The organism is Granulosicoccus sp. 3-233 (genome assembly GCF_052681095.1).
The window spans coordinates 221662-239858 of sequence record NZ_JBQYLE010000010.1 but is presented as its reverse complement, the minus strand read 5'-3'; the positions used below and the strand labels follow the sequence as shown (position 1 = coordinate 239858).

The window sequence follows — 18197 nt, the reverse complement described above, 5'->3', positions numbered from 1 at the left end:
CATACACGAAACGAAACCGCATCGATGTCCGAAAATCGCCGCCAATCCATTCTGGATATTGCCCGAAAAGTGGGCGTAGTGACAGTGGACGAACTGATTTCCCGTTTCGACGTTACGCCGCAGACCATTCGCAAGGACCTCAATCGGCTGTGTGACGAGCGCCTGTTGACGCGTACTCACGGAGGCGCTCGCCTTGCGTCCAGTGTCGAGAACATGAGCTACGAGGCCCGCCGCATGCTGGCCAGCGACCAGAAGCAGGCCATCGGCAAGGCAGTAGCCGGCATCATTCCGGACAATGCCTCGCTGTTTGTCAATATCGGTACGACCACCGAGGCGGTAGCCCAGGCGCTGCTGCAGCACCAGCGCCTGTTGGTCATCACCAACAACATCAATGTGGCCTCACTGATGCGCCCCTATCCGCAAAACAAGGTGATAATCGCTTCGGGCGAGGTTCGTTCGAGCGATGGTGGTGTTATCGGCGAGTCTGCGGTGGATTTCATCAAGCAGTTCAAGGTGGACTTTGCCGTCATCGGCACCTCCTCCATAGACGCCGATGGCGCCTTGCTCGATTACGATTACCGTGAGGTGAAGGTCTCGCAGGCGATACTGTCAAATGCCAGGCACGTCATTCTCGTGGCTGACAGCAGCAAACACGAGCGCTCCGCACCGGTGCGCATCGGGCACATCTCGCAGGCCCACAGTTTCGTGACCGATCACTGTCCAGACGCAGCCTTCCGCAGCCTGCTGGAGAGTTTCGATGTGCAAGTGATCGAAACCGATGCGCAGGGCACCACGGATGCGCGGCAGGGGAAGGAGGGCGCGGCAGGGTCCGGTTTCGATTGACTTTCGGTTTGTTCGGTATTAGTGTCGTTGGGGAACGGGGGTGTTGACCGATCCTCATTGTTTCCCATCAATTCGCCTTCATGGAACGTCATGCTCGAACTGGATAGAGTCAGCAAGCAAGTCGGTGCCAGCCTGCATATCGACAATGTCAGTCTGCAGCTGGAGAAGGGTTCGCTGAATGTACTGCTGGGACCCACACTGTCGGGCAAGACCAGTCTGATGCGTCTCATGGCAGGGCTCGACCGGCCAACCTCGGGCAATGTGCTGGTCGATGGCAAATCGGTTACCGGCGTGTCGGTGCGTCAACGCAATGTGGCAATGGTCTATCAGCAGTTCATCAATTACCCGGCCATGACCGTGTACGAGAACATCGCCTCGCCCCTGCGTCTGGAAGGCGCCAGCAAGTCCGTCATCGAAAGCAAGGTGCGCGAAGCGGCCGAACTGCTCAAGCTGACCGACTATCTGGATCGTACGCCTCTCAATCTCTCTGGCGGTCAGCAACAGCGTACGGCGCTGGCAAGGGCGCTGGTCAAGGGAGCCGAACTGGTACTGCTCGATGAACCACTGGCCAATCTGGATTACAAGCTGCGCGAGGAGCTGCGCGTCGAGCTGCCACGCCTGTTTGCCGAAACCGGTGCCGTGTTCGTCTATGCCACCACCGAACCACACGAAGCGCTGCTGCTCGGCGGCAAGACAATCACCTTGCACGAGGGGCGCGTCACGCAGTTCGGTCCCACCATCGATGTCTACAACCGACCGGTGGATCTGCAGACCGCGCAGACGTTTTCCGACCCGCCGATGAACATCATCGGTGTCGATGCTCGGGCAAGCCAGCTGTTTCTCGGCACGCAGGCGCTGGGTGCCTTGCCTGCGGAAGGCGAGGAGGTGGCTGATGGCAGCTACACCCTGGCATTTCGTCCGCATCATGTCTCTCTGACGCAAACGGCAACGCATACCGTGCCGGTCGAGGCCGTCGTCGGAACCAGCGAGATCACCGGTTCCGAGACCTATATGCATGTCAGTGTCGAGTCCGGCTCCGGCAAGGTGCCCTGGGTCGTGCTGACCCATGGCGTGCATCGAGTCAGTAACGGCGATGCTATCACGGTGTATCTGGATCCGGCACGCTACTACCTGTTTTCCGGTAGCGACGGCGCGCTCCGTCGAGCGCCCTCAACTCACGCGCAGGCTGCATAGCACGGAATTCTCATGGCACAGATCACGCTGGACAAATTGGCACATTCCTATCTTCCCGAGCCGAAGAGCGACGATGACTTCGCGCTGAAACAGATCGACTATGTCTGGGAAGACGGTGGCGCCTACGCCTTGCTGGGGCCGTCAGGCTGCGGCAAGACCACCTTGTTGAACATCATTTCAGGCTTGCTGATTCCTTCCAGCGGACACGTCCGCTTCGACGCCGACGATGTCACCGAGCTGTCCACCGAAGCGCGCAATATCGCCCAGGTGTTCCAGTTTCCGGTCATCTACGACACCATGACCGTGGAAGAGAATCTGGCCTTTCCCCTGGTCAACCGCGGCGTGGACAAGCAGGAGATCGGCAGGCGCGTCACCGATATGCTGCAGACGCTGGACCTCACCGACAAGGCAAAACGCCGTGCCAAGGGGCTGACGGCCGATGAAAAGCAGAAGATCTCTCTGGGCCGGGGGCTGGTCCGGTATGACGTCAATGCCATCCTGTTCGATGAGCCACTGACGGTTATCGACCCACACATGAAGTGGCAGTTGCGCACCAAGCTCAAGGAGCTGCACGAGCAGTTCAGTCACACCATGATCTATGTCACCCATGATCAGACCGAAGCGCTGACCTTTGCCGACAAGGTCGTGGTCATGTACGAGGGAGAAGTGGTGCAGATCGGTACACCGGAAGAGCTCTTCGATGAGCCGGCCCACACCTTCGTCGGCTACTTCATCGGCTCCCCGGGCATGAACATTCTGCCGGGGGAGGTGAATGGCAACACGATACGCATGGCAGAGCAGGGTTTCACGCTGGATCGGTCCTGGCAGGAACTGTCGGGCAAGACGGAAATCGGCATTCGCCCCGAATTCATTCGCATCATGACGCGCGAACAGGCGGGAGAAGCCGGTGTGCCGATGCAGATCAGTTCGGTGGAGAACATCGGCCGGCACCAGATCGTGCGCGGCGCGGTCAACGGCGTCACCATCGATGCAGTGGTGCCCGAGGGTGCACCGATACCCACTGATGCCTATGCAGTGTTCGATACGGCACGCATCAATGTCTACCAGAATTCTCATCTCGTGCGGGGGGCTCGCTGATGGACAACAAGCCGTTCAACAACCGGGCCTGGTTTTTCGTGTTGCCGGTGTTCGTTCTCGTTGCCATCAGTGCCATCATCCCGCTGATGACGGTGGTGAACTATTCGGTGCAGGACACCTTCGGCAACAACCAGTTTTTCTGGGCGGGTACCGAGTGGTACTCCGACGTGCTCTCATCAAGCCGTTTTCACGATGCCCTGGTACGCAATCTGATCTTCTCGGGCATCATTCTCGCCATCGAGATTCCCCTGGGTATCGCCATCGCCCTGACCATGCCCCGCAAGGGCATCTGGGTACCGGTCTGTCTGATCCTGATGGCACTGCCGCTGCTGATTCCCTGGAACGTGGTGGGTACCATCTGGCAGGTATTCGGGCGTGCCGATATCGGACTGATGGGCAGAATCCTGGCGGAACTGGGGGTGGACTACAACTATGCCACCAACTGGCTCGATGCCTGGATCACCATCATCATCATGGATGTCTGGCACTGGACCAGTCTGGTCGTGCTGTTGTGCTATTCCGGGCTGGTGGCGATCCCCGAAGCCTACTATCAGGCAGCCAGAATCGACGGTGCTTCCAGGTGGAAGGTCTTCCGCTACATACAACTGCCGAAGATGCAGCGAGTCCTTCTCATTGCGGTTCTGCTGCGTTTCATGGACAGCTTCATGATCTATACCGAGCCCTTCGTGCTGACCGGGGGCGGTCCGGGCAATTCCACGACCTTCCTGTCCATCGATCTGGTGAAGATGGCGATCGGTCAGTTCGATCTGGGGCCTGCGGCAGCGATGTCCATCATCTACTTTCTCATCATTCTGCTCATGTCGTGGGTGTTCTATACCTTGATGACCAATTTCGGCGTGGATGCGCCCGAGAAGGAGGTTGACTGACATGTCCAGCACACCTCAGTCAATCAATACGGCTGCCACGGCGCAGACCCCGAATTCTTCCGGTGGCATTTCCCTGAACGTGCGCAAGCCTGTCAGAGCCGGTGGGCGCGGGCACACGCGCTGGATCGTGCCGAGCCTCTACATCCTGTTCCTGCTGTTGCCGATCTACTGGCTGGTCAACATGAGTTTCAAGACCAATCAGGAGATTCTATCCATGTTCACGCTGTGGCCGGAGAACCCGACGCTGCGCAACTACATGGTGATCTTCAACGATCCCTCCTGGTACAAGGGTTATTTCAATTCCATGGCCTATGTGGTCATGAACATGGTGATCTCGGTCTCGGTCGCCCTGCCGGCGGCCTATGCCTTCAGCCGTTACCGGTTTCTGGGTGACAAGCACATGTTCTTCTGGTTGCTGACCAACCGCATGGCGCCGCCGGCGGTGTTCGCACTGCCATTCTTCCAGTTGTATTCGGCGTTTGGTCTGTTCGACACGCATTTTGCCGTCGCCCTGGCACATTGCCTGTTCAACGTGCCGCTGGCGGTGTGGATACTCGAGGGTTTCATGTCGGGTGTGCCACGCGAGATCGACGAGACCGCGTATATCGACGGTTATTCCTTTCCGCGATTCTTCGTCAGGATATTCATGCCGCTGATTGCTTCGGGTATCGGGGTGGCGGCGTTCTTCTGTTTCATGTTCTCCTGGGTAGAGTTGCTGCTGGCCAGAACCCTGACCGCCACGGAAGCCAAACCGATCACCGCCATCATGACGCGGACCGTCTCGGCCTCGGGGCTGGACTGGGGAGTGCTGGCCGCGGCCGGTGTGCTGACCATCATTCCCGGTGCACTGGTCATCTATTTTGTTCGCAACTACATCGCGAAAGGTTTCGCGCTGGGGCGGGTCTGATCATGAGCTCGATACAGCAAGACAAGGCAAAGGCGGTCAGTGGCAACGCCAGTGGTCTGCGAGGCATGCTTCTGTTCGTGGGGTTTGTCCTGTTCGTTGTCGGTGCCGCCTATCTGTGGTTCCAGACGGAGAGCGCACCGAACCTTGCCTGGATGGCCTGGACCAGGCCGACGGCCATATTCTTCATCACCATTCTCTGTCTGTTGCTGTGCATGTGTCTCTGGGAGGCATTGAGCCCAGGTGGCGGACCACGCATGGGAATTCTTCGCTTCGAGACCACGCGTGGCGATCGGCTTTTCCTGTCGTTGCTCGGCAGCGCGTTCATCCATCTTGCCTGGCTCGGTTTTGTGGGGCCAGACTTGTGGAAAGCATTGGGGGTATCGGTTGTCTACGCCTTGCTGGTGTTTTCACTGGTATGACCCATCGTCAGTAGTACACGCATCATCAATCCATGAGGAGGAAACAAATGCGTCAATTCAGGCAGGCCGGAACTGCGTTAGCAGTGGCCGTTTTCCTGGGAAGCACTCATGTCGCGCAAGCAGACATGGCCGCAGCCGAGGAATTTCTTGCAAGTGAAATCGGTGATCTGTCCACGCTCAGTGCGGACGAACAGAAAGCCGAAATGCAGTGGTTCATCGATGCCGCAAAACCGTTTGCCGGTATGGATATCAAGGTGGTTTCCGAAACCATCGCCACGCATGAGTACGAGTCAAAGGTACTGGCACCAGCGTTCTCGGCCATCACGGGTATCAACATCACTCACGATCTGATTGGCGAAGGCGATGTGGTTGAAAAGCTGCAGACCCAGATGCAATCGGGTGAGAACATCTATGATGCCTACATCAATGACTCGGATCTGATCGGTACCCATTGGCGTTATCAGCAGGCGCGCAATCTGACCGACTGGATGGCGGGCGAGGGTGCGGATGTCACGTCCCCGACGCTGGATATCGATGACTTCATCGGCAAGGACTTCACCACAGGTCCCGATGGCAAGTTGTACCAGCTTCCGGATCAGCAGTTCGCCAATCTTTACTGGTTCCGATATGACTGGTTCACCGATGAACAGAACAAGGCCGACTTCCAGGAGAAGTATGGCTACGAACTCGGGGTGCCGGTCAACTGGTCTGCCTACGAGGATATTGCCGAATTCTTCACCGGTCGTGAGATCGATGGTGAGGCCGTTTACGGTCACATGGATTACGGCAAGAAGGATCCGTCTCTGGGCTGGCGATTCACCGATGCGTGGCTCTCCATGGCAGGGAACGGTGACAAGGGTGAACCGAACGGCTTGCCGGTTGACGAGTGGGGTATTCGCGTCAACGAAAACAGCCAGCCGGTTGGCTCCTGTGTGGCTCGTGGTGGTGATACCAACGGCCCGGCCGCAGTCTATTCGATCACCAAGTACATCGAATGGCTGAACAAGTACGCTCCACCTGAAGCTGCCGGCATGGTCTTCGGTGAAGCCGGACCGGTGCCTGCGCAAGGCGCGATTGCCCAGCAGATGTTCTGGTACACCGCCTTCACCGCGGATATGGTGAAGGAAGGTACACCGGTTGTGGATGAGGAAGGCAATCCGAAGTGGCGCATGGCTCCCAGCCCGCACGGCGCGTATTGGGAAGACGGCCAGAAGCTCGGTTATCAGGATGCCGGTTCCTGGACGCTCATGAAGTCCACACCGGTCGATCGTGCCAAGGCTGCCTGGCTGTATGCCCAGTTCGTCACCTCCAAGACGGTTGATGTCAAGAAATCCCATGTGGGTCTGACATTCATTCGCGAGAGTACGGTGCAGGACGAGAGCTTCAGCGAGCGTGCCCCGAAACTGGGTGGATTGGTCGAGTTCTATCGTTCACCAGCTCGTGTCCAGTGGTCGCCCACGGGTACGAACGTGCCTGACTATCCGAAGCTGGCTCAGCTGTGGTGGCAGAACATCGGTGATGCGTCTTCCGGAGCCAAGACTCCTCAGGAAGCCATGGACGCACTGTGTGCAGCCCAGGAGAAAGTGCTGGCTCGTCTGGAACGTGCGGGTGTGCAAGGTGACATCGGTCCGGTTCTCAACGAAGAGCAGGATGCCGAGTACTGGTTCAGCCAGCCGGGTGCACCCAAGGCCAAGCTGGACAACGAAAAGCCTGAGCCGGAAACCGTCGACTATGACGAACTGGTCAAGAGCTGGACTGAGTAATCTCGAGACGGGTGATATCTGACAGGTTCGGGGTATCGACAATCAGGATTTGTCGGTCCCCCGAACCGAAGACTTCTCCTCCGGGAGTCATTGATGGACCCCGTTGTATTGCCGCTGGGGTGGGTTGTGTCTCCTGCCGACATGCCGTGTGCCGAACAGGCCGTGGGTGTCGGGAAGAGACGGGATCCGCGCCAGCGTTTTCATTCGTAACAAGACAATTCCGGCCCGATCATGACTGGCGACGTCTGTCCCCTGCATGGTCGTGCCCAGGTTCAGATGTTGTTCAAACGAGGCGGTTTCGGGGACGTTCATGAGTGATTTCGATCTGGTAGTGATCGGTGGTGGAGTCAATGGCGCAGGTATTGCCCGGGACGCTGCCGGTCGTGGGCTGAAGGTCATGTTGTGCGAAAAGGATGATCTGGCACAGCACACGTCCTCCTCCAGTTCGAAGTTGATTCATGGCGGGCTACGCTATCTGGAGCATTACGATTTTGCCCTGGTCCGACACGCCCTGGGTGAGCGCGAAGTCTTGCTCAAGGCAGCACCTCACATCATCTGGCCCCTGCGATTCATCCTGCCGCATCACAAGGCTCTACGACCCCGCTGGCTGATTCGTCTGGGACTCTTTCTGTATGACAACCTGGGTGGGCGCAAGCTTCTGCCCCGATCCAACAGCGTCGATCTCAAGACTCACGTGGCGGGTCGGGCGCTCAAGCCCGAATTCACCAGCGGTTTTGAATATTCCGATTGCTGGGTACAGGATGCGCGACTGGTAACGCTCAATGCGATGGATGCGGCCGAACGCGGTTGTGAGGTTCGGGTCAGAACCGAATGCACCGATATCATCCAGGGCAAGGGTGAGTGGATCGTCAATCTGCAGAACCACCTGAGTGGTGAAGCCGATTCGGTGACGGCGCGAGCCATTGTCAACGCTTCCGGCCCTTGGGTGGAGAAGACGCTGGATCTGGACGAAGAGCACGATTCGCGCATGGGTGTGCGACTGGTCAAGGGCAGTCACGTGGTGGTGCCCAAGGTGTTCGATCACCCCTATACCTACATATTCCAGAATGCAGACAATCGCATCATGTTTGCCATTCCCTACGAAAACGACTTCACCCTGTTGGGTACGACCGATGTCGAGATTCAGGCCGAGCCCGGTACGGAGCAGATCGAGCAGAGCGAGATCGATTATATCTGCAGCAATGCCAGCGAATACTTCAATACACCAATCAGCCCGGATCAGGTGGTCTGGACCTATACCGGTGTTCGCCCACTGTACGATGACGCGTCGGACAATGCCTCCAAGGTGACTCGCGACTACAAGCTGGATCTGGACATGCGTGCAGGCGTACCTATTCTGTCGGTTTATGGCGGCAAGATCACGACCTATCGCAAGCTGGCGGAGCAGGCCATGGATATGCTCGAAGAGCCTCTGGGAATCAAGAGTGGGGCGTGGACTGCGCCAGCCTCGTTGCCAGGCGGTGATATTCCCGATGCTGACTACGATGGCTTTCTGTCTCGATGCCAGAGCCGCTACCCATGGCTGGATGAAGTCCTGTTGAAGGATTACACACGCAACTACGGTACACGCATCAGCGCTCTGCTGGGGCAGGCCAGTGACATGAAGCAGCTGGGGCATCACTTTGGCGGACCGCTGTACCAGGTCGAGGTGGATTATCTGATTGCCAATGAATGGGCACGTTCGGCTGCAGACATCCTGTGGCGTCGCAGCAAGAAAGGTCTGCACACGCCGCAGGGGACGGAAGAGGTGCTGCAACAGTGGATCGAGACTCATTACGACTTTGCTACAAGCGCAAGGCCTCGGCAAGCGGTAAGCTGATTCGTCGGATACACTGGACCCCTTTCACGCTGGTGGCGCTCACCAGCCGGTATCTCACCACAAGAGGTCTTACACACAATGCGATATCTTCACACCATGGTGCGTGTTCAGGATGTGGATGCCAGTCTGCATTTCTACTGCGAACTGCTCGGCATGAAGGAGACTCGGCGCATCGACAACGAAAAGGGGCGATTTACCCTGATCTTTCTGGCAGCTGACGCCGATGAAGCCGGTGCAGCCGAGTCACAGTCTCCGTTACTGGAACTCACCTACAACTGGCCGGAGGAAGGCAAAAGCGCTGAACCATACGACGACGGCCGCAATTTCGGTCACCTGGCCTACCGGGTCGAGGACATCTATGCCACGTGTCAGAAACTGATGGATGGCGGCGTCACCATCAACCGTCCACCACGCGACGGGCATATGGCTTTCGTGCGATCACCGGATGGCATTTCTCTGGAACTGCTGCAGGAAGGCGATGCCAGGGAACCGGCCGAGCCCTGGGCGAGCATGGAAAATACCGGTAGCTGGTAATCGTCGCGACTGGGCCGGATTGATCAGGCCGTCTCGCCTGAAGACGGCGTCAGGCGGAACTGATCAACCAGCCTTGTCATGTTCCCGGCCACATCGTTGAGCCGCATCAGTTCGTCCTTGACGACATTGATGGCTTCCCGGGTGTCGAGGGTGCCGCGGACCAGTTCCGAGAGCTGGTCCGATATGTCGGTTGAACTGTTGGCAACCGTGCCGATGGAGCGGGTGATTTCCTGTGTGGACGACGACTGCTGGCTCATGGCACTGGTCGTGGTCTGCTGCATTTCCTTGATATTCTGCACGATCTCGTCAATGGCGCTGATGCCTTTGGCAGCATTGCCACTGTCTGCCTGAATGTTCAGGATCTTCTTGCTGATGTCTTCAGTGGCATTGGCTGTCTCCTTGGCCAGTTCCTTGACTTCGTTGGCAACGACGGCGAAGCCCTTGCCAGCCTCTCCGGCGCGTGCGGCCTCGATGGTGGCATTCAATGCGAGCAGATTGGTCTGCTCGGCAATGGAGTTGATGACCTTGATCATGGCACCGATGGCCTCGCTGGAAGAGGCAAGTTGCTTGACACTGGAATCCGCCGATTGAGTCAGCTCGACCGCTCGCGCAGTCACTGTATTGGATTGTTCGGAGTTTCGGGCTATTTCCCGAATGCTGGCATTCAGCTCCTCGGCGGCACCGGCAATGGTGTCCACATTCTCGGAAATACTGGTGGAGCCGGAGGACACGCTGCTGGCTGTATTCGACGCTGCCATGGCCTGGTCCTCGAGCCTGGCATTGACGCCGATCACCGTACTGGTGCATTTGCCGATGACCAGGGCATCGTTGCGGATACCGGAGATCATGCGTGTCAGTTGCGCCACCGTCTTGTCGGCATCACGTTGCAGTTGCCCGAAGGCTCCGTGCAATTGCACCGAATCGGGAATGCTCACCGAGTGACTGAAATCGCCATCTGCCATGCGGTCGAACAGCTGCCCGGTACTGCCAATGACGAGATTGCAGATATCGAGCATGTCGTTGATGCCGTCGTAGATGGGGACCAGAAACTCGGGTTTGTCAGTGCTGTCGATACGCTCTGACAGATTGCCGAGCAAGGCCGCCTGTACGATTGCATAGACATCGTTGTTGACAGCTGATTCGATACGCGCCTTCTCCGTGCGATCGTAGATTTCCATGACCGTTCCCAGGTGCTCCATCTGTTCGTCGAACATCGGATTTGCAAAGAGGCGCATGCTGCGTCCGCCAATGAGCTTGTCGAGCTTGACGCAGCTGGCATTGCCCCCACCGGTGAGTGTTGGCTGCAATTCGCCGGGGCACAACAGATCGATCGGCTGGCCCATCAGTGAGTCGCTGGAAAAGCCGGCCAGTTCGACAGACAGCGCCGTTTCGTATTTGCGAAAGTACCGAGTGCCCGCATTGTTGCAGTAGATGATCCGGTTCTTTCTGTCAGCGACCAGTACCACGCTGGAAACACTTTCCAGCGCCTGTTTCAGACGTCCGTTATGCAAGAGCAACGCTCGTTCTTCCGAGATGCGTTTCCTGAGCTTCTGCTGCATGGTATCCAGTGATGCCAGCAATTGACCGGATTCGTCGCGATGGACAATGTTGACTTCGCTGTCGAGGCGGTCCTCGGCGATGGCGGTCGCCATGGAGCGAGCCTGTTCGATGGCGCGCAGTATTCCTCGGCCAACCAGAAAGGTGAACAGCATGCCTGTCAGTGCCGTACCGAAGACCAGTGCCAGCATGAGAGATCGGTCGCTGGTGTCCTTGTCGATTCGATTCTGCAGGACTGTCTGCAACTCCTGGTAGCCCAGCTGTTCCAGTTTGAAGCCGAGCGTCAACGCGGTGGATAGCGTCGCCTGGGCTGTTTCCTGCGTTGCGGGTGTGGTTTCCGTCAGTAGTGCGTCTGCGTAGACCAGTGCGTTCTCGAGTGCTTCTGCGAATTGCTCGGCTGGCCCTTGGAGCGGAGCGACCAGGCCTGAATTGTGTTCGATGGCGTGAGAGAGTGTTTCCATGGCCTCTTCCATGGTTTTCCGGATGCTGAAGAGCTCATACAGCAAGGTCTTTTGCTTGCTGGAGGCCTCCTGAGAGATGGCGGTGATTCTGAAATTGTTCAGCGAGTACAACAGCTCGGGAAGGTTGAGAACCACCGAATCCATCAGGTTGTAGGAATCGAGTTCCGGATCGAGTATCAGGTTCGATTGGTCGGCAATCCAGTGGATCTGCAGGTGGAGAGCTTCATTCAGGTCTGCCAGAGCATGGCCCTCACCAGACAGGTCCGTACCCGGAGGGAGCGCGATGAATGTTTCCAGAGCTTGGCGCAGGGCCGGCAGGGTTGGTGCTGAGCTCAGGCTCGGATGCAGATCTTGCGCAAACTCCTCCGCTTTCTGGAGGCTGGCGGACAAGGCATCGCGCTGTCTGAGCAATGCGGGCTCATCATCTGCGGATGAGTTCTGCAGAGCCAGAGCATAGGAGGCTATCAGCTGTTGCAGTTCACCCACCGGCTGTAGATACCGCACACCGTCGACTTCCCGTTCTGCAAAGTGGATGGAGCGGGTGGCCACGTTCGACAGCAGAAAGGTAGCCAGTGTGGCTGGCGTGCAGAGCAAGGCTGCAATCAACAGAAATTTGAATCGCAGTGTCAGGTGCTTCATTGCGTTTGCCTACCGTTATCCATCAACAGCGCACTACCTGGACTCACGTGCTTGCAAATCCCTGCCGATACGCGGGTTCGATCTCGTCAGGAGAAAAATCGGCGGCAGGGCTTCAACCTTTCGGATGTAACCGTTTCACTTTCCGGCAGGCGTCAGTGATTGGCGAAGGGGTCGCTCACGATCGGCCAGATATTGCGCGGTGCCTGCCTGTAGTCGGTGGTGGTGGGATTGTTCGGGTAGATACCCTCGATGGCAACGTAGCGAATATCGGCGGCGACCGGCTCGAAGCCGGCGCGGAAGTGGTTCGTGGACTTGACGACCAGAATCGATTTCTCCGACGGATCGATACCGAGGTTCGAAAAGATGTCGGGTTCGAACGTCTGTGTGCGATTGGTGTTGACTATGATGTCGATTTCGGTTCCCTGCAGCCGCAAAACCGCGCAGTTGCCGAGCGTAACCTGGCTACCGCGAAACGATTGCATGCCGGGTGATGCCAGGCGTCGGATCTCGAACAGACCATCAAGTGGCTGGCCGCTGCTGTGGTGTGACTTGCCCCCGATGCGCATTTCCAGCACGCAGCCTTCACCAGCACCGTGTGCAATGGCAGCAGCCTGTGGGTCCCAGATGGTACCGATGCCAGCGTTGCTGATACCCGCCTCTATCAGCGCCCCGAGTAGACAGGTGTTGTCTCCGGCAGTACCGCCTCCCGGGTTGTCCCAGATATCGGCCAGCACCAGGGAGCCCTGGCTGCCAGGCGGCTCGGCCTCGGCCCGATGACAAAGGGTGATGGCCTCCGACAGGTCTATGGTGGTCATGCGTGTTGTCCCTCGCATGCCGAATACCTGCAGGCCCAGCTCTCTTGCCAACTTCTCTCCCGCTGCCTTGTTGTCGTCACTGACTACAATCATGTGTGTGCCCATGCAAGGTACGTCGGCAGCCATGAAGCCGTGAATCAGTGACAGGGAGAGAATGCCATCTGCCGCCTGCAGTGATTTGAGCTTGTCGATGAATGAGCGCATGGGCTCCTGGCTGGTCGGGAAGACATCGATCATGCGGCAATCGAAGGTCGAGATCATCGGGCGGATATCGCCTCTTGTAGCGGACAGGGCGAGATCCACGACATGCTCGGCCCTTTCTTCGAAGTCGGTGTGCGGGAATTCGAGAAAGGCCGCCAGAATATCCAGGGCGGCCACGCGCTTCGGCGTCAGATGGCTGTGAGGATCGAATTCCGCGGCGACGATGACCCGCTCACCCACGATGTCTCGCACGCTGGCAAGCAGATCACCCTCACAGTCATCCAGTCCGCGTGCCACCATGGCGCCATGCAGGCCGAGGACAACGCAGTCCACCGGCATGGCGGCTTCGAGCTGTTGCAGGATCTCGTCACGCAGGGCTTCATAGTGATCCAGCCGCAGATAACCCCCCGGCTCCGCCCAGGCTGCCGTGCCTTCGACAAGCTCGAATCCGTCGCTGACAGCACGCCGCCGCAGGACCGGAATGACAGCGGAGCACAGGGTTGGTGTATCAGGGTGATCGCCAGGAGCGGCGTAGAAGGCTTCCTCGAACGAGCTGCGATCAGTGGGAACCGGTGAAAAGGTATTGGTCTCTGTGGCGAGAGATGCCGTGAATACACGCATGATGCTGAGAGATTTCTCGTCTGGTTGCAGATGAGTGGTATTGGATTCTGCGGCTTATACGGGCATGACCGGCTTCAGGCACGTGCCGAGCGCCGATCTTGCCACGATGAACATGCGCGGATGGCACGCCGGACTGCCGGAGTCAGAGTGGCTTGTAGGCAATGGCCTCGATCTCGACCTTGATGTCGATCATCAGTCGCGACTCGGCCGTGGTCCGAGCGGGAGAGTCGGTACCGAAATACTTGCCGTAAACGGCGTTGAAAGGCCCGAAATCTCGTGCATCCTGCAGAAACACCATGGTCTTGATGACGTCATCCAGCGCGCAGTCGGCCAGAGCCAGAGCGGATTCGAGGTTGCGGATGACCTGCTCGGTCTGCTCCGTGATGCCTCCCTTGACGACTATGCCATCGTCGCCAACGGGTACCTGCCCGGATATGAATACCAGGTCGCCGGCTCGCACGGCCGGTGACAATGGGACGTGCGATTCACCATAGCAGATCTTCTTCATTGACTGTTTTCTCCAGAGTTGTCGTTCATTTGACTGCGCCGACGCCCAGTCCGCGAACCAGATAGCGTTGCAACCAGGCGAACAGAACTGCGACAGGCAGGGTTGCCACCAAAGCGGCAGCCATGACGTGATGCCATTCGATGGTGTAGCGTCCGGCCACCAGTGAGAACACCTGAATGGGCAGGGTATAGACCTCCTGACTGCGCAGTAGCGTCAGGGCGATCACGAATTCATTCCATGCATTGATGAAAGAGAAGATGGCGGTGACCGCTATGGCAGGCAGTGCCAGGGGCAGGAAGACCTTGATCAGGGCGCGGGTTGCCGATGCGCCTTCCAGCCAGGCGGCCTCTTCCAGGTCCCTGGGGATGGTGGCGAAATAGCTCTGCAGCATCCACACGGTAAAGGCGATATTGAAGGCACCGTAGATGAAGACGACGCCATTGGTATTGTCCACCAGGCCAAGACTGGCGGCGAGTCTGAACAGCCCGATGACCAGAACGATCGGCGAGAGCATCTGTGACACCAGTAGAAATCGGCTGAGAAAACCGCGAGCCGCAAATCGGTAGCGATTCAGTGCATAGGCAAAGGGGATGGAGGCCGCGATGGCAATCAGTGTCGAAAGAATGCCGACATACAGCGAGTTCCACAGCGCCTGACCGAAACCTGTTGCACTCCACATGTCGATGAAATTCTCCCAGGCGAGGCGAGTGGGCCACCAGTGAGGGTTCAACACTTCTTCGCGTGGTTTGAGGGCCGTGATCAGCATCACGGCAAAGGGAAACAGGGCGGCCAGCAGCAATGGCGAGAGAAACAGCCAGGACAGGATGCTGCGTCTGAGTTTGCTGTTCATCGCTTCGTCATCCTGGAGGTCATGAAGACATACAACAGGGTGAAGGCCAGCAGCAATGCGAACATCATCAGCGACAGGGCCGAGGCCTCGCCGAGCTTGCCGAAACGAAAGCCGAGTTTGTACAGATAGGTGACCAGAATGTCGGTCGAGTTTGCCGGTCCACCCTGCGTGGTGGCCCAGATGATCGGGAAGGAATTGAAGACGTAGATGGTGTTGAGCACGATGGCAATATTCACGAATGGCGCCATCAGGGGCAGGGTGATGCGACGGAAAGTCTGCCAGTGCGAGGAACCCTCCAGACGGGCGGCCTCGTAGAGATCGTCGGCGATCGAGGACAGGCCGCCGAGGAAAATCGTCACGGTGAATGGCACGGTGACCAGGATGCCGATGGCTATCTGTACCGGAAAGGCGGTTGCCGCCTGTGCCAGCCATTGTATATTGCTGTCAATGAGGCCGAGGCTGCGAAGTGCCGAGTTGAGCATGCCGCTCTCGCCATTCAGTGCCCAGCGCCAGACAATGGCAGTCATCGTCAGCGAGATGGCCCAGGGCAACATGATGATGATGCGCGCCAGGGCGCGACCGTAAAAATCCTGATTGAGAATCAGAGCAACAGGAAAGGCTACCAGCAGCGTACCGCCGACAATGCCGACCGTCCAGATCAGGGTTCGCCACAGTGCACCGAGAAACTCGGGGTCTGTCAGAACGGCGCTGAAATTGGCGGCTCCGGCAAATCCCTTGAGCATGCCGAAACGATTGACTTCGCTGACAGAGATGACACCGAGCTGGTGGATTGGCCACAGGATGATGAACGAGGCCAGCAGAAAACCGGGCAATACCAGCAGGTAGGGGACGAGGCTGCTGCTGCGTGGCATTGCCCGGATCCTGGCTCAGTCAGCGAGAATATCGTTGATGCTGGCAGCCGCATCATCGAGTGATTGCCTGATATCCGCCTCACCGAGATAGATGCGCTGTACGGCGTCCGAGGTCTTGGCCGCGATCTCTTCCCAGCCGCTGATCACCGGTGCAAAGCGAGCGTCGGGAAGCAGGGCGGTGAATTCCTTCAGATCGGCATTGTCGGCAAAGGCGGGAGTCGCGGCCACTTCCTGGTTGACTGGCAGAAAGCCCTCACCCGCGGTGAACTTCTCGCGCCATTCGGTGGTGAAGAGCATGTCGAGAAACTTCCAGGCCGTGTCCTTGACCTCGGAATTCTCGAACATGATGATGGAATCGGTAACGCCGTAGGTGCCGCGGTCTCCATCGGGACCTGCGGGAATGGCCGCCACACCATATTGCAAGTCGGGTGCTTCATCCCTGAGCTGGGTTGACAGAAACGGCGCGGTGATCATCATGCCCACCTTGCCCTGCTTGAACAGGTTCTGCACATCTTCCCGACTGTAGGAGGTGACACCCGGCTGGGTGGCATTGGCGTCGATCAGCGATTTGTAGGTTTCAGCGGCCAGGTAGGCGGCTTCGCTGTCCAGTCCCGACGTGCCGTCATCGTCTATCAGCTGTCCGCCATAGGCCCAGAAGGCATAGTAGAAATAGACATCGGTTTCTATCTCCTTGCCCTGCAGGCCGAATCCGGCAATATCATCGCCCAGTGCGGAGATCTTTCGTGCAGCGGCACCGAGTTCTTCCCAGGTCTGGGGGACGGACTCGATGCCTGCCTGTTCGAACAGATCCTTGTTGTAGTACATGGCACGCGCCGAAGCGGCGACCGGCAGGCCGTAGGTCTGGCCATCCATGATGGACGGTGACAGGAAGACATCGAAGAAGCGTTCCTTGAAGGCCTCATCCATATGGCTGTCCAGTGGTGCTGCCAGGCCTTCCTGCACGAAGTCGAGCAACCAGCGCGTGCCGATGATCGACAGGTCCGCATTGGCATTGCCGGATATGTCCGTGGTGAGTTTCTGCAACAGCACATCCCAGGGGACGACTTCTATCTGCACAGTGGTGTCTGGGTTTGCCTGTTCGAAGGCGTTGGCAGCCTCTTCGAAATAAGGGCCGGTTTTCGAGCTGTATTCGGCGACGGTGACTCGCAAGGTGTCAGCGCTGGCCAGTGTGGCGCTCAGCGCCAGCGTCAAGGTCAGGGCGGTTTGTCGGAGCAAGGCTGTGTGCATTGAATTCTCCCAATCCTGTTTACGGTGTCCAGGCAGGCAATGACCGCCCGTCTGGCGTGCTATCGCTATCAGAGACGTAATTTAATTTCACGCTTTGGAAATCCTACCGGACTTCAGGTTATTTGTGTTGTAAAGTTACTTTCAGATTGTCGAGGAGTCTCAGCAACCATCATGTTCGAGCTATCAGGTCGCAGAGTAGTCATCACCGGTGCCGCCGGCGGGGTGGGTCAGGCGCTGGTGAGCAGATTCAAGTCGCTGGGAGCCAGTGTGGTTGTCTGTGATCTGCCCGAGGCGGCAAGCAGGCTCGACGACTCGCTCGAGCAGCATTGTTTCGACATGCAGGACAGCGAAGCGGTGGTTGCGGCGGCCCGGGATATTGCGGCGGCAGGCAGTCCCTATTGCGTCATATCCAACGCCGGCTGGACCCGGGCCGAGACCTTCGCAGAGCTGGATATGGCGTCGCTGTCACAGGAACTGGATCTGAATTTTCGGGGTGCTGCGCAGTTCACGGGCAGTCTGCTACCCGCCATGCGGGGGCGAGACGAGGGTGGTAACTTCCTGTTCATCGCCTCGGTCAATGCGCTGATGCACTATGGCAATCCGGCCTATGCCGCCGCCAAGGCAGCGCTGCTGGCATGGTCAAGGGCGATCGCCACCGAGGAAGGACGGCATGGCCTGCGAGCCAATGTCATTGCACCGGGTTCCATACGCACCCCGGCCTGGGATCACCGGATTGCCGATGACCCCTCCGTGCTGGAGCGGGTGTCACAGCTCTATCCACTGGGGCGAATGGTCGAGCCCGAGGAAGTCGCCAATACAGCGGCCTTCCTCTGCTCGCCGCTGGCCAGTGGTATTACCGGTACCGTGCTGCCGGTTGATGCCGGACTCGGTGCGGGAAGCCTGCCTTTCATTGACGCGATCAAGGCCTGAACGAGGCAGC

17 protein-coding genes are annotated in these 18197 nt (G+C 58.1%); 10 read left to right on the top strand and 7 right to left on the bottom strand.

Features of this window, described 5'->3' with window-relative positions; translation table 11 throughout:
• Positions 1–24 precede the first annotated feature (24 nt).
• The 7 genes from ACUNV4_RS23255 to ACUNV4_RS23225 all read left to right on the top strand — a co-directional run bounded on the left by ACUNV4_RS23255 (position 25) and on the right by ACUNV4_RS23225 (position 7111).
• On the top strand, positions 25–843 hold the full coding sequence (locus tag ACUNV4_RS23255) for a DeoR/GlpR family DNA-binding transcription regulator (protein WP_430881026.1): 819 nt from the start codon (positions 25–27) through the stop codon (positions 841–843).
• Positions 844–933: 90 nt separating this feature from the next.
• Positions 934–2037: an ABC transporter ATP-binding protein gene (locus ACUNV4_RS23250; RefSeq protein ID WP_430881025.1), complete on the top strand. Its 1104-nt coding sequence runs from the start codon at positions 934–936 to the stop codon at positions 2035–2037.
• A 12-nt stretch (positions 2038–2049) separates the two neighbouring features.
• Positions 2050–3135, top strand: coding sequence for an ABC transporter ATP-binding protein (locus ACUNV4_RS23245; protein WP_430881024.1), 1086 nt, complete (start codon positions 2050–2052; stop codon positions 3133–3135).
• Positions 3135–4022, top strand: coding sequence for a carbohydrate ABC transporter permease (locus ACUNV4_RS23240; RefSeq protein WP_430881023.1), 888 nt, complete (start codon positions 3135–3137; stop codon positions 4020–4022). The genes ACUNV4_RS23245 and ACUNV4_RS23240 overlap by 1 nt, the downstream gene beginning before the upstream one ends.
• 1 nt (position 4023) lies before the next feature.
• Positions 4024–4929: a carbohydrate ABC transporter permease gene (locus ACUNV4_RS23235; protein ID WP_430881022.1), complete on the top strand. Its 906-nt coding sequence runs from the start codon at positions 4024–4026 to the stop codon at positions 4927–4929.
• Positions 4930–4931: 2 nt separating this feature from the next.
• The gene (locus tag ACUNV4_RS23230) at positions 4932–5348 is read left to right on the top strand and encodes a DUF2160 domain-containing protein (protein ID WP_430881021.1); all 417 of its coding nucleotides are present in this window, start codon (positions 4932–4934) and stop codon (positions 5346–5348) included.
• 47 nt (positions 5349–5395) lie between these two features.
• Positions 5396–7111 carry an ABC transporter substrate-binding protein gene (locus ACUNV4_RS23225; protein ID WP_430881020.1) on the top strand — a complete coding sequence of 572 codons (1716 nt, stop codon included), beginning with the start codon at positions 5396–5398 and terminating at the stop codon, positions 7109–7111.
• A gap of 87 nt (positions 7112–7198) precedes the next feature.
• Here the strand turns inward: ACUNV4_RS23225 and ACUNV4_RS23220 are convergent, their stop codons facing one another.
• Positions 7199–7423: a hypothetical protein gene (locus ACUNV4_RS23220; RefSeq protein ID WP_430881019.1), complete on the bottom strand. Its 225-nt coding sequence runs from the start codon at positions 7421–7423 to the stop codon at positions 7199–7201.
• On the opposite strand from ACUNV4_RS23220, the gene glpD reads away from it, so the two are divergent.
• Together glpD and gloA are read left to right on the top strand one after the other, a co-directional pair.
• Positions 7422–8951: a glycerol-3-phosphate dehydrogenase gene (glpD, locus tag ACUNV4_RS23215; RefSeq protein WP_430881018.1), complete on the top strand. Its 1530-nt coding sequence runs from the start codon at positions 7422–7424 to the stop codon at positions 8949–8951. The two genes, ACUNV4_RS23220 and glpD, sit on opposite strands and share 2 nt — an antisense overlap.
• A 78-nt stretch (positions 8952–9029) precedes the next feature.
• On the top strand, positions 9030–9485 hold the full coding sequence (gene gloA, locus ACUNV4_RS23210; RefSeq protein WP_430881017.1) for a lactoylglutathione lyase: 456 nt from the start codon (positions 9030–9032) through the stop codon (positions 9483–9485).
• Positions 9486–9508: 23 nt separating this feature from the next.
• Here the strand turns inward: gloA and ACUNV4_RS23205 are convergent, their stop codons facing one another.
• The 6 genes from ACUNV4_RS23205 to ACUNV4_RS23180 all read right to left on the bottom strand — a co-directional run bounded on the left by ACUNV4_RS23205 (position 9509) and on the right by ACUNV4_RS23180 (position 17257).
• Positions 9509–12142 carry a methyl-accepting chemotaxis protein gene (locus ACUNV4_RS23205; protein WP_430881016.1) on the bottom strand — a complete coding sequence of 878 codons (2634 nt, stop codon included), beginning with the start codon at positions 12140–12142 and terminating at the stop codon, positions 9509–9511.
• A gap of 152 nt (positions 12143–12294) precedes the next feature.
• Positions 12295–13779 carry a M81 family metallopeptidase gene (locus ACUNV4_RS23200; RefSeq protein ID WP_430881015.1) on the bottom strand — a complete coding sequence of 495 codons (1485 nt, stop codon included), beginning with the start codon at positions 13777–13779 and terminating at the stop codon, positions 12295–12297.
• A gap of 142 nt (positions 13780–13921) precedes the next feature.
• A complete protein-coding gene (locus tag ACUNV4_RS23195; protein WP_430881014.1) occupies positions 13922–14287 on the bottom strand; it encodes a RidA family protein in 366 nt (121 codons plus the stop codon).
• Between the two features lie 25 nt (positions 14288–14312).
• Complete coding sequence (locus tag ACUNV4_RS23190; protein ID WP_430881013.1) at positions 14313–15137, bottom strand: carbohydrate ABC transporter permease; 825 nt, start codon at positions 15135–15137, stop codon at positions 14313–14315.
• Positions 15134–16009 carry a carbohydrate ABC transporter permease gene (locus tag ACUNV4_RS23185; RefSeq protein ID WP_430881012.1) on the bottom strand — a complete coding sequence of 292 codons (876 nt, stop codon included), beginning with the start codon at positions 16007–16009 and terminating at the stop codon, positions 15134–15136. The genes ACUNV4_RS23190 and ACUNV4_RS23185 overlap by 4 nt, the downstream gene beginning before the upstream one ends.
• 15 nt (positions 16010–16024) lie before the next feature.
• Positions 16025–17257, bottom strand: a complete 1233-nt coding sequence (locus tag ACUNV4_RS23180; protein WP_430881011.1) for an ABC transporter substrate-binding protein — start codon at positions 17255–17257, stop codon at positions 16025–16027.
• A gap of 171 nt (positions 17258–17428) precedes the next feature.
• Between ACUNV4_RS23180 and ACUNV4_RS23175 the strand changes: the two genes are divergently transcribed.
• Entirely contained in the window at positions 17429–18187 is a 759-nt protein-coding gene (locus tag ACUNV4_RS23175) for an SDR family oxidoreductase (protein WP_430881010.1), read from the top strand.
• Positions 18188–18197 lie beyond the last annotated feature (10 nt).

Coding starts and splice junctions, on each gene's coding strand:
- gloA (WP_430881017.1), top strand. CDS start 9,030: ATGCGATATCTTCACACCATGGTGCGTGTTCAGGATGTGGATGCCAGT.
- ACUNV4_RS23205 (WP_430881016.1), bottom strand. CDS start 12,142: ATGAAGCACCTGACACTGCGATTCAAATTTCTGTTGATTGCAGCCTTG.
- ACUNV4_RS23180 (WP_430881011.1), bottom strand. CDS start 17,257: ATGCACACAGCCTTGCTCCGACAAACCGCCCTGACCTTGACGCTGGCG.
- glpD (WP_430881018.1), top strand. CDS start 7,422: ATGAGTGATTTCGATCTGGTAGTGATCGGTGGTGGAGTCAATGGCGCA.
- ACUNV4_RS23250 (WP_430881025.1), top strand. CDS start 934: ATGCTCGAACTGGATAGAGTCAGCAAGCAAGTCGGTGCCAGCCTGCAT.
- ACUNV4_RS23240 (WP_430881023.1), top strand. CDS start 3,135: ATGGACAACAAGCCGTTCAACAACCGGGCCTGGTTTTTCGTGTTGCCG.
- ACUNV4_RS23230 (WP_430881021.1), top strand. CDS start 4,932: ATGAGCTCGATACAGCAAGACAAGGCAAAGGCGGTCAGTGGCAACGCC.
- ACUNV4_RS23235 (WP_430881022.1), top strand. CDS start 4,024: ATGTCCAGCACACCTCAGTCAATCAATACGGCTGCCACGGCGCAGACC.
- ACUNV4_RS23200 (WP_430881015.1), bottom strand. CDS start 13,779: ATGCGTGTATTCACGGCATCTCTCGCCACAGAGACCAATACCTTTTCA.
- ACUNV4_RS23175 (WP_430881010.1), top strand. CDS start 17,429: ATGTTCGAGCTATCAGGTCGCAGAGTAGTCATCACCGGTGCCGCCGGC.
- ACUNV4_RS23225 (WP_430881020.1), top strand. CDS start 5,396: ATGCGTCAATTCAGGCAGGCCGGAACTGCGTTAGCAGTGGCCGTTTTC.
- ACUNV4_RS23255 (WP_430881026.1), top strand. CDS start 25: ATGTCCGAAAATCGCCGCCAATCCATTCTGGATATTGCCCGAAAAGTG.
- ACUNV4_RS23245 (WP_430881024.1), top strand. CDS start 2,050: ATGGCACAGATCACGCTGGACAAATTGGCACATTCCTATCTTCCCGAG.
- ACUNV4_RS23190 (WP_430881013.1), bottom strand. CDS start 15,137: ATGAACAGCAAACTCAGACGCAGCATCCTGTCCTGGCTGTTTCTCTCG.
- ACUNV4_RS23185 (WP_430881012.1), bottom strand. CDS start 16,009: ATGCCACGCAGCAGCAGCCTCGTCCCCTACCTGCTGGTATTGCCCGGT.
- ACUNV4_RS23220 (WP_430881019.1), bottom strand. CDS start 7,423: ATGAACGTCCCCGAAACCGCCTCGTTTGAACAACATCTGAACCTGGGC.
- ACUNV4_RS23195 (WP_430881014.1), bottom strand. CDS start 14,287: ATGAAGAAGATCTGCTATGGTGAATCGCACGTCCCATTGTCACCGGCC.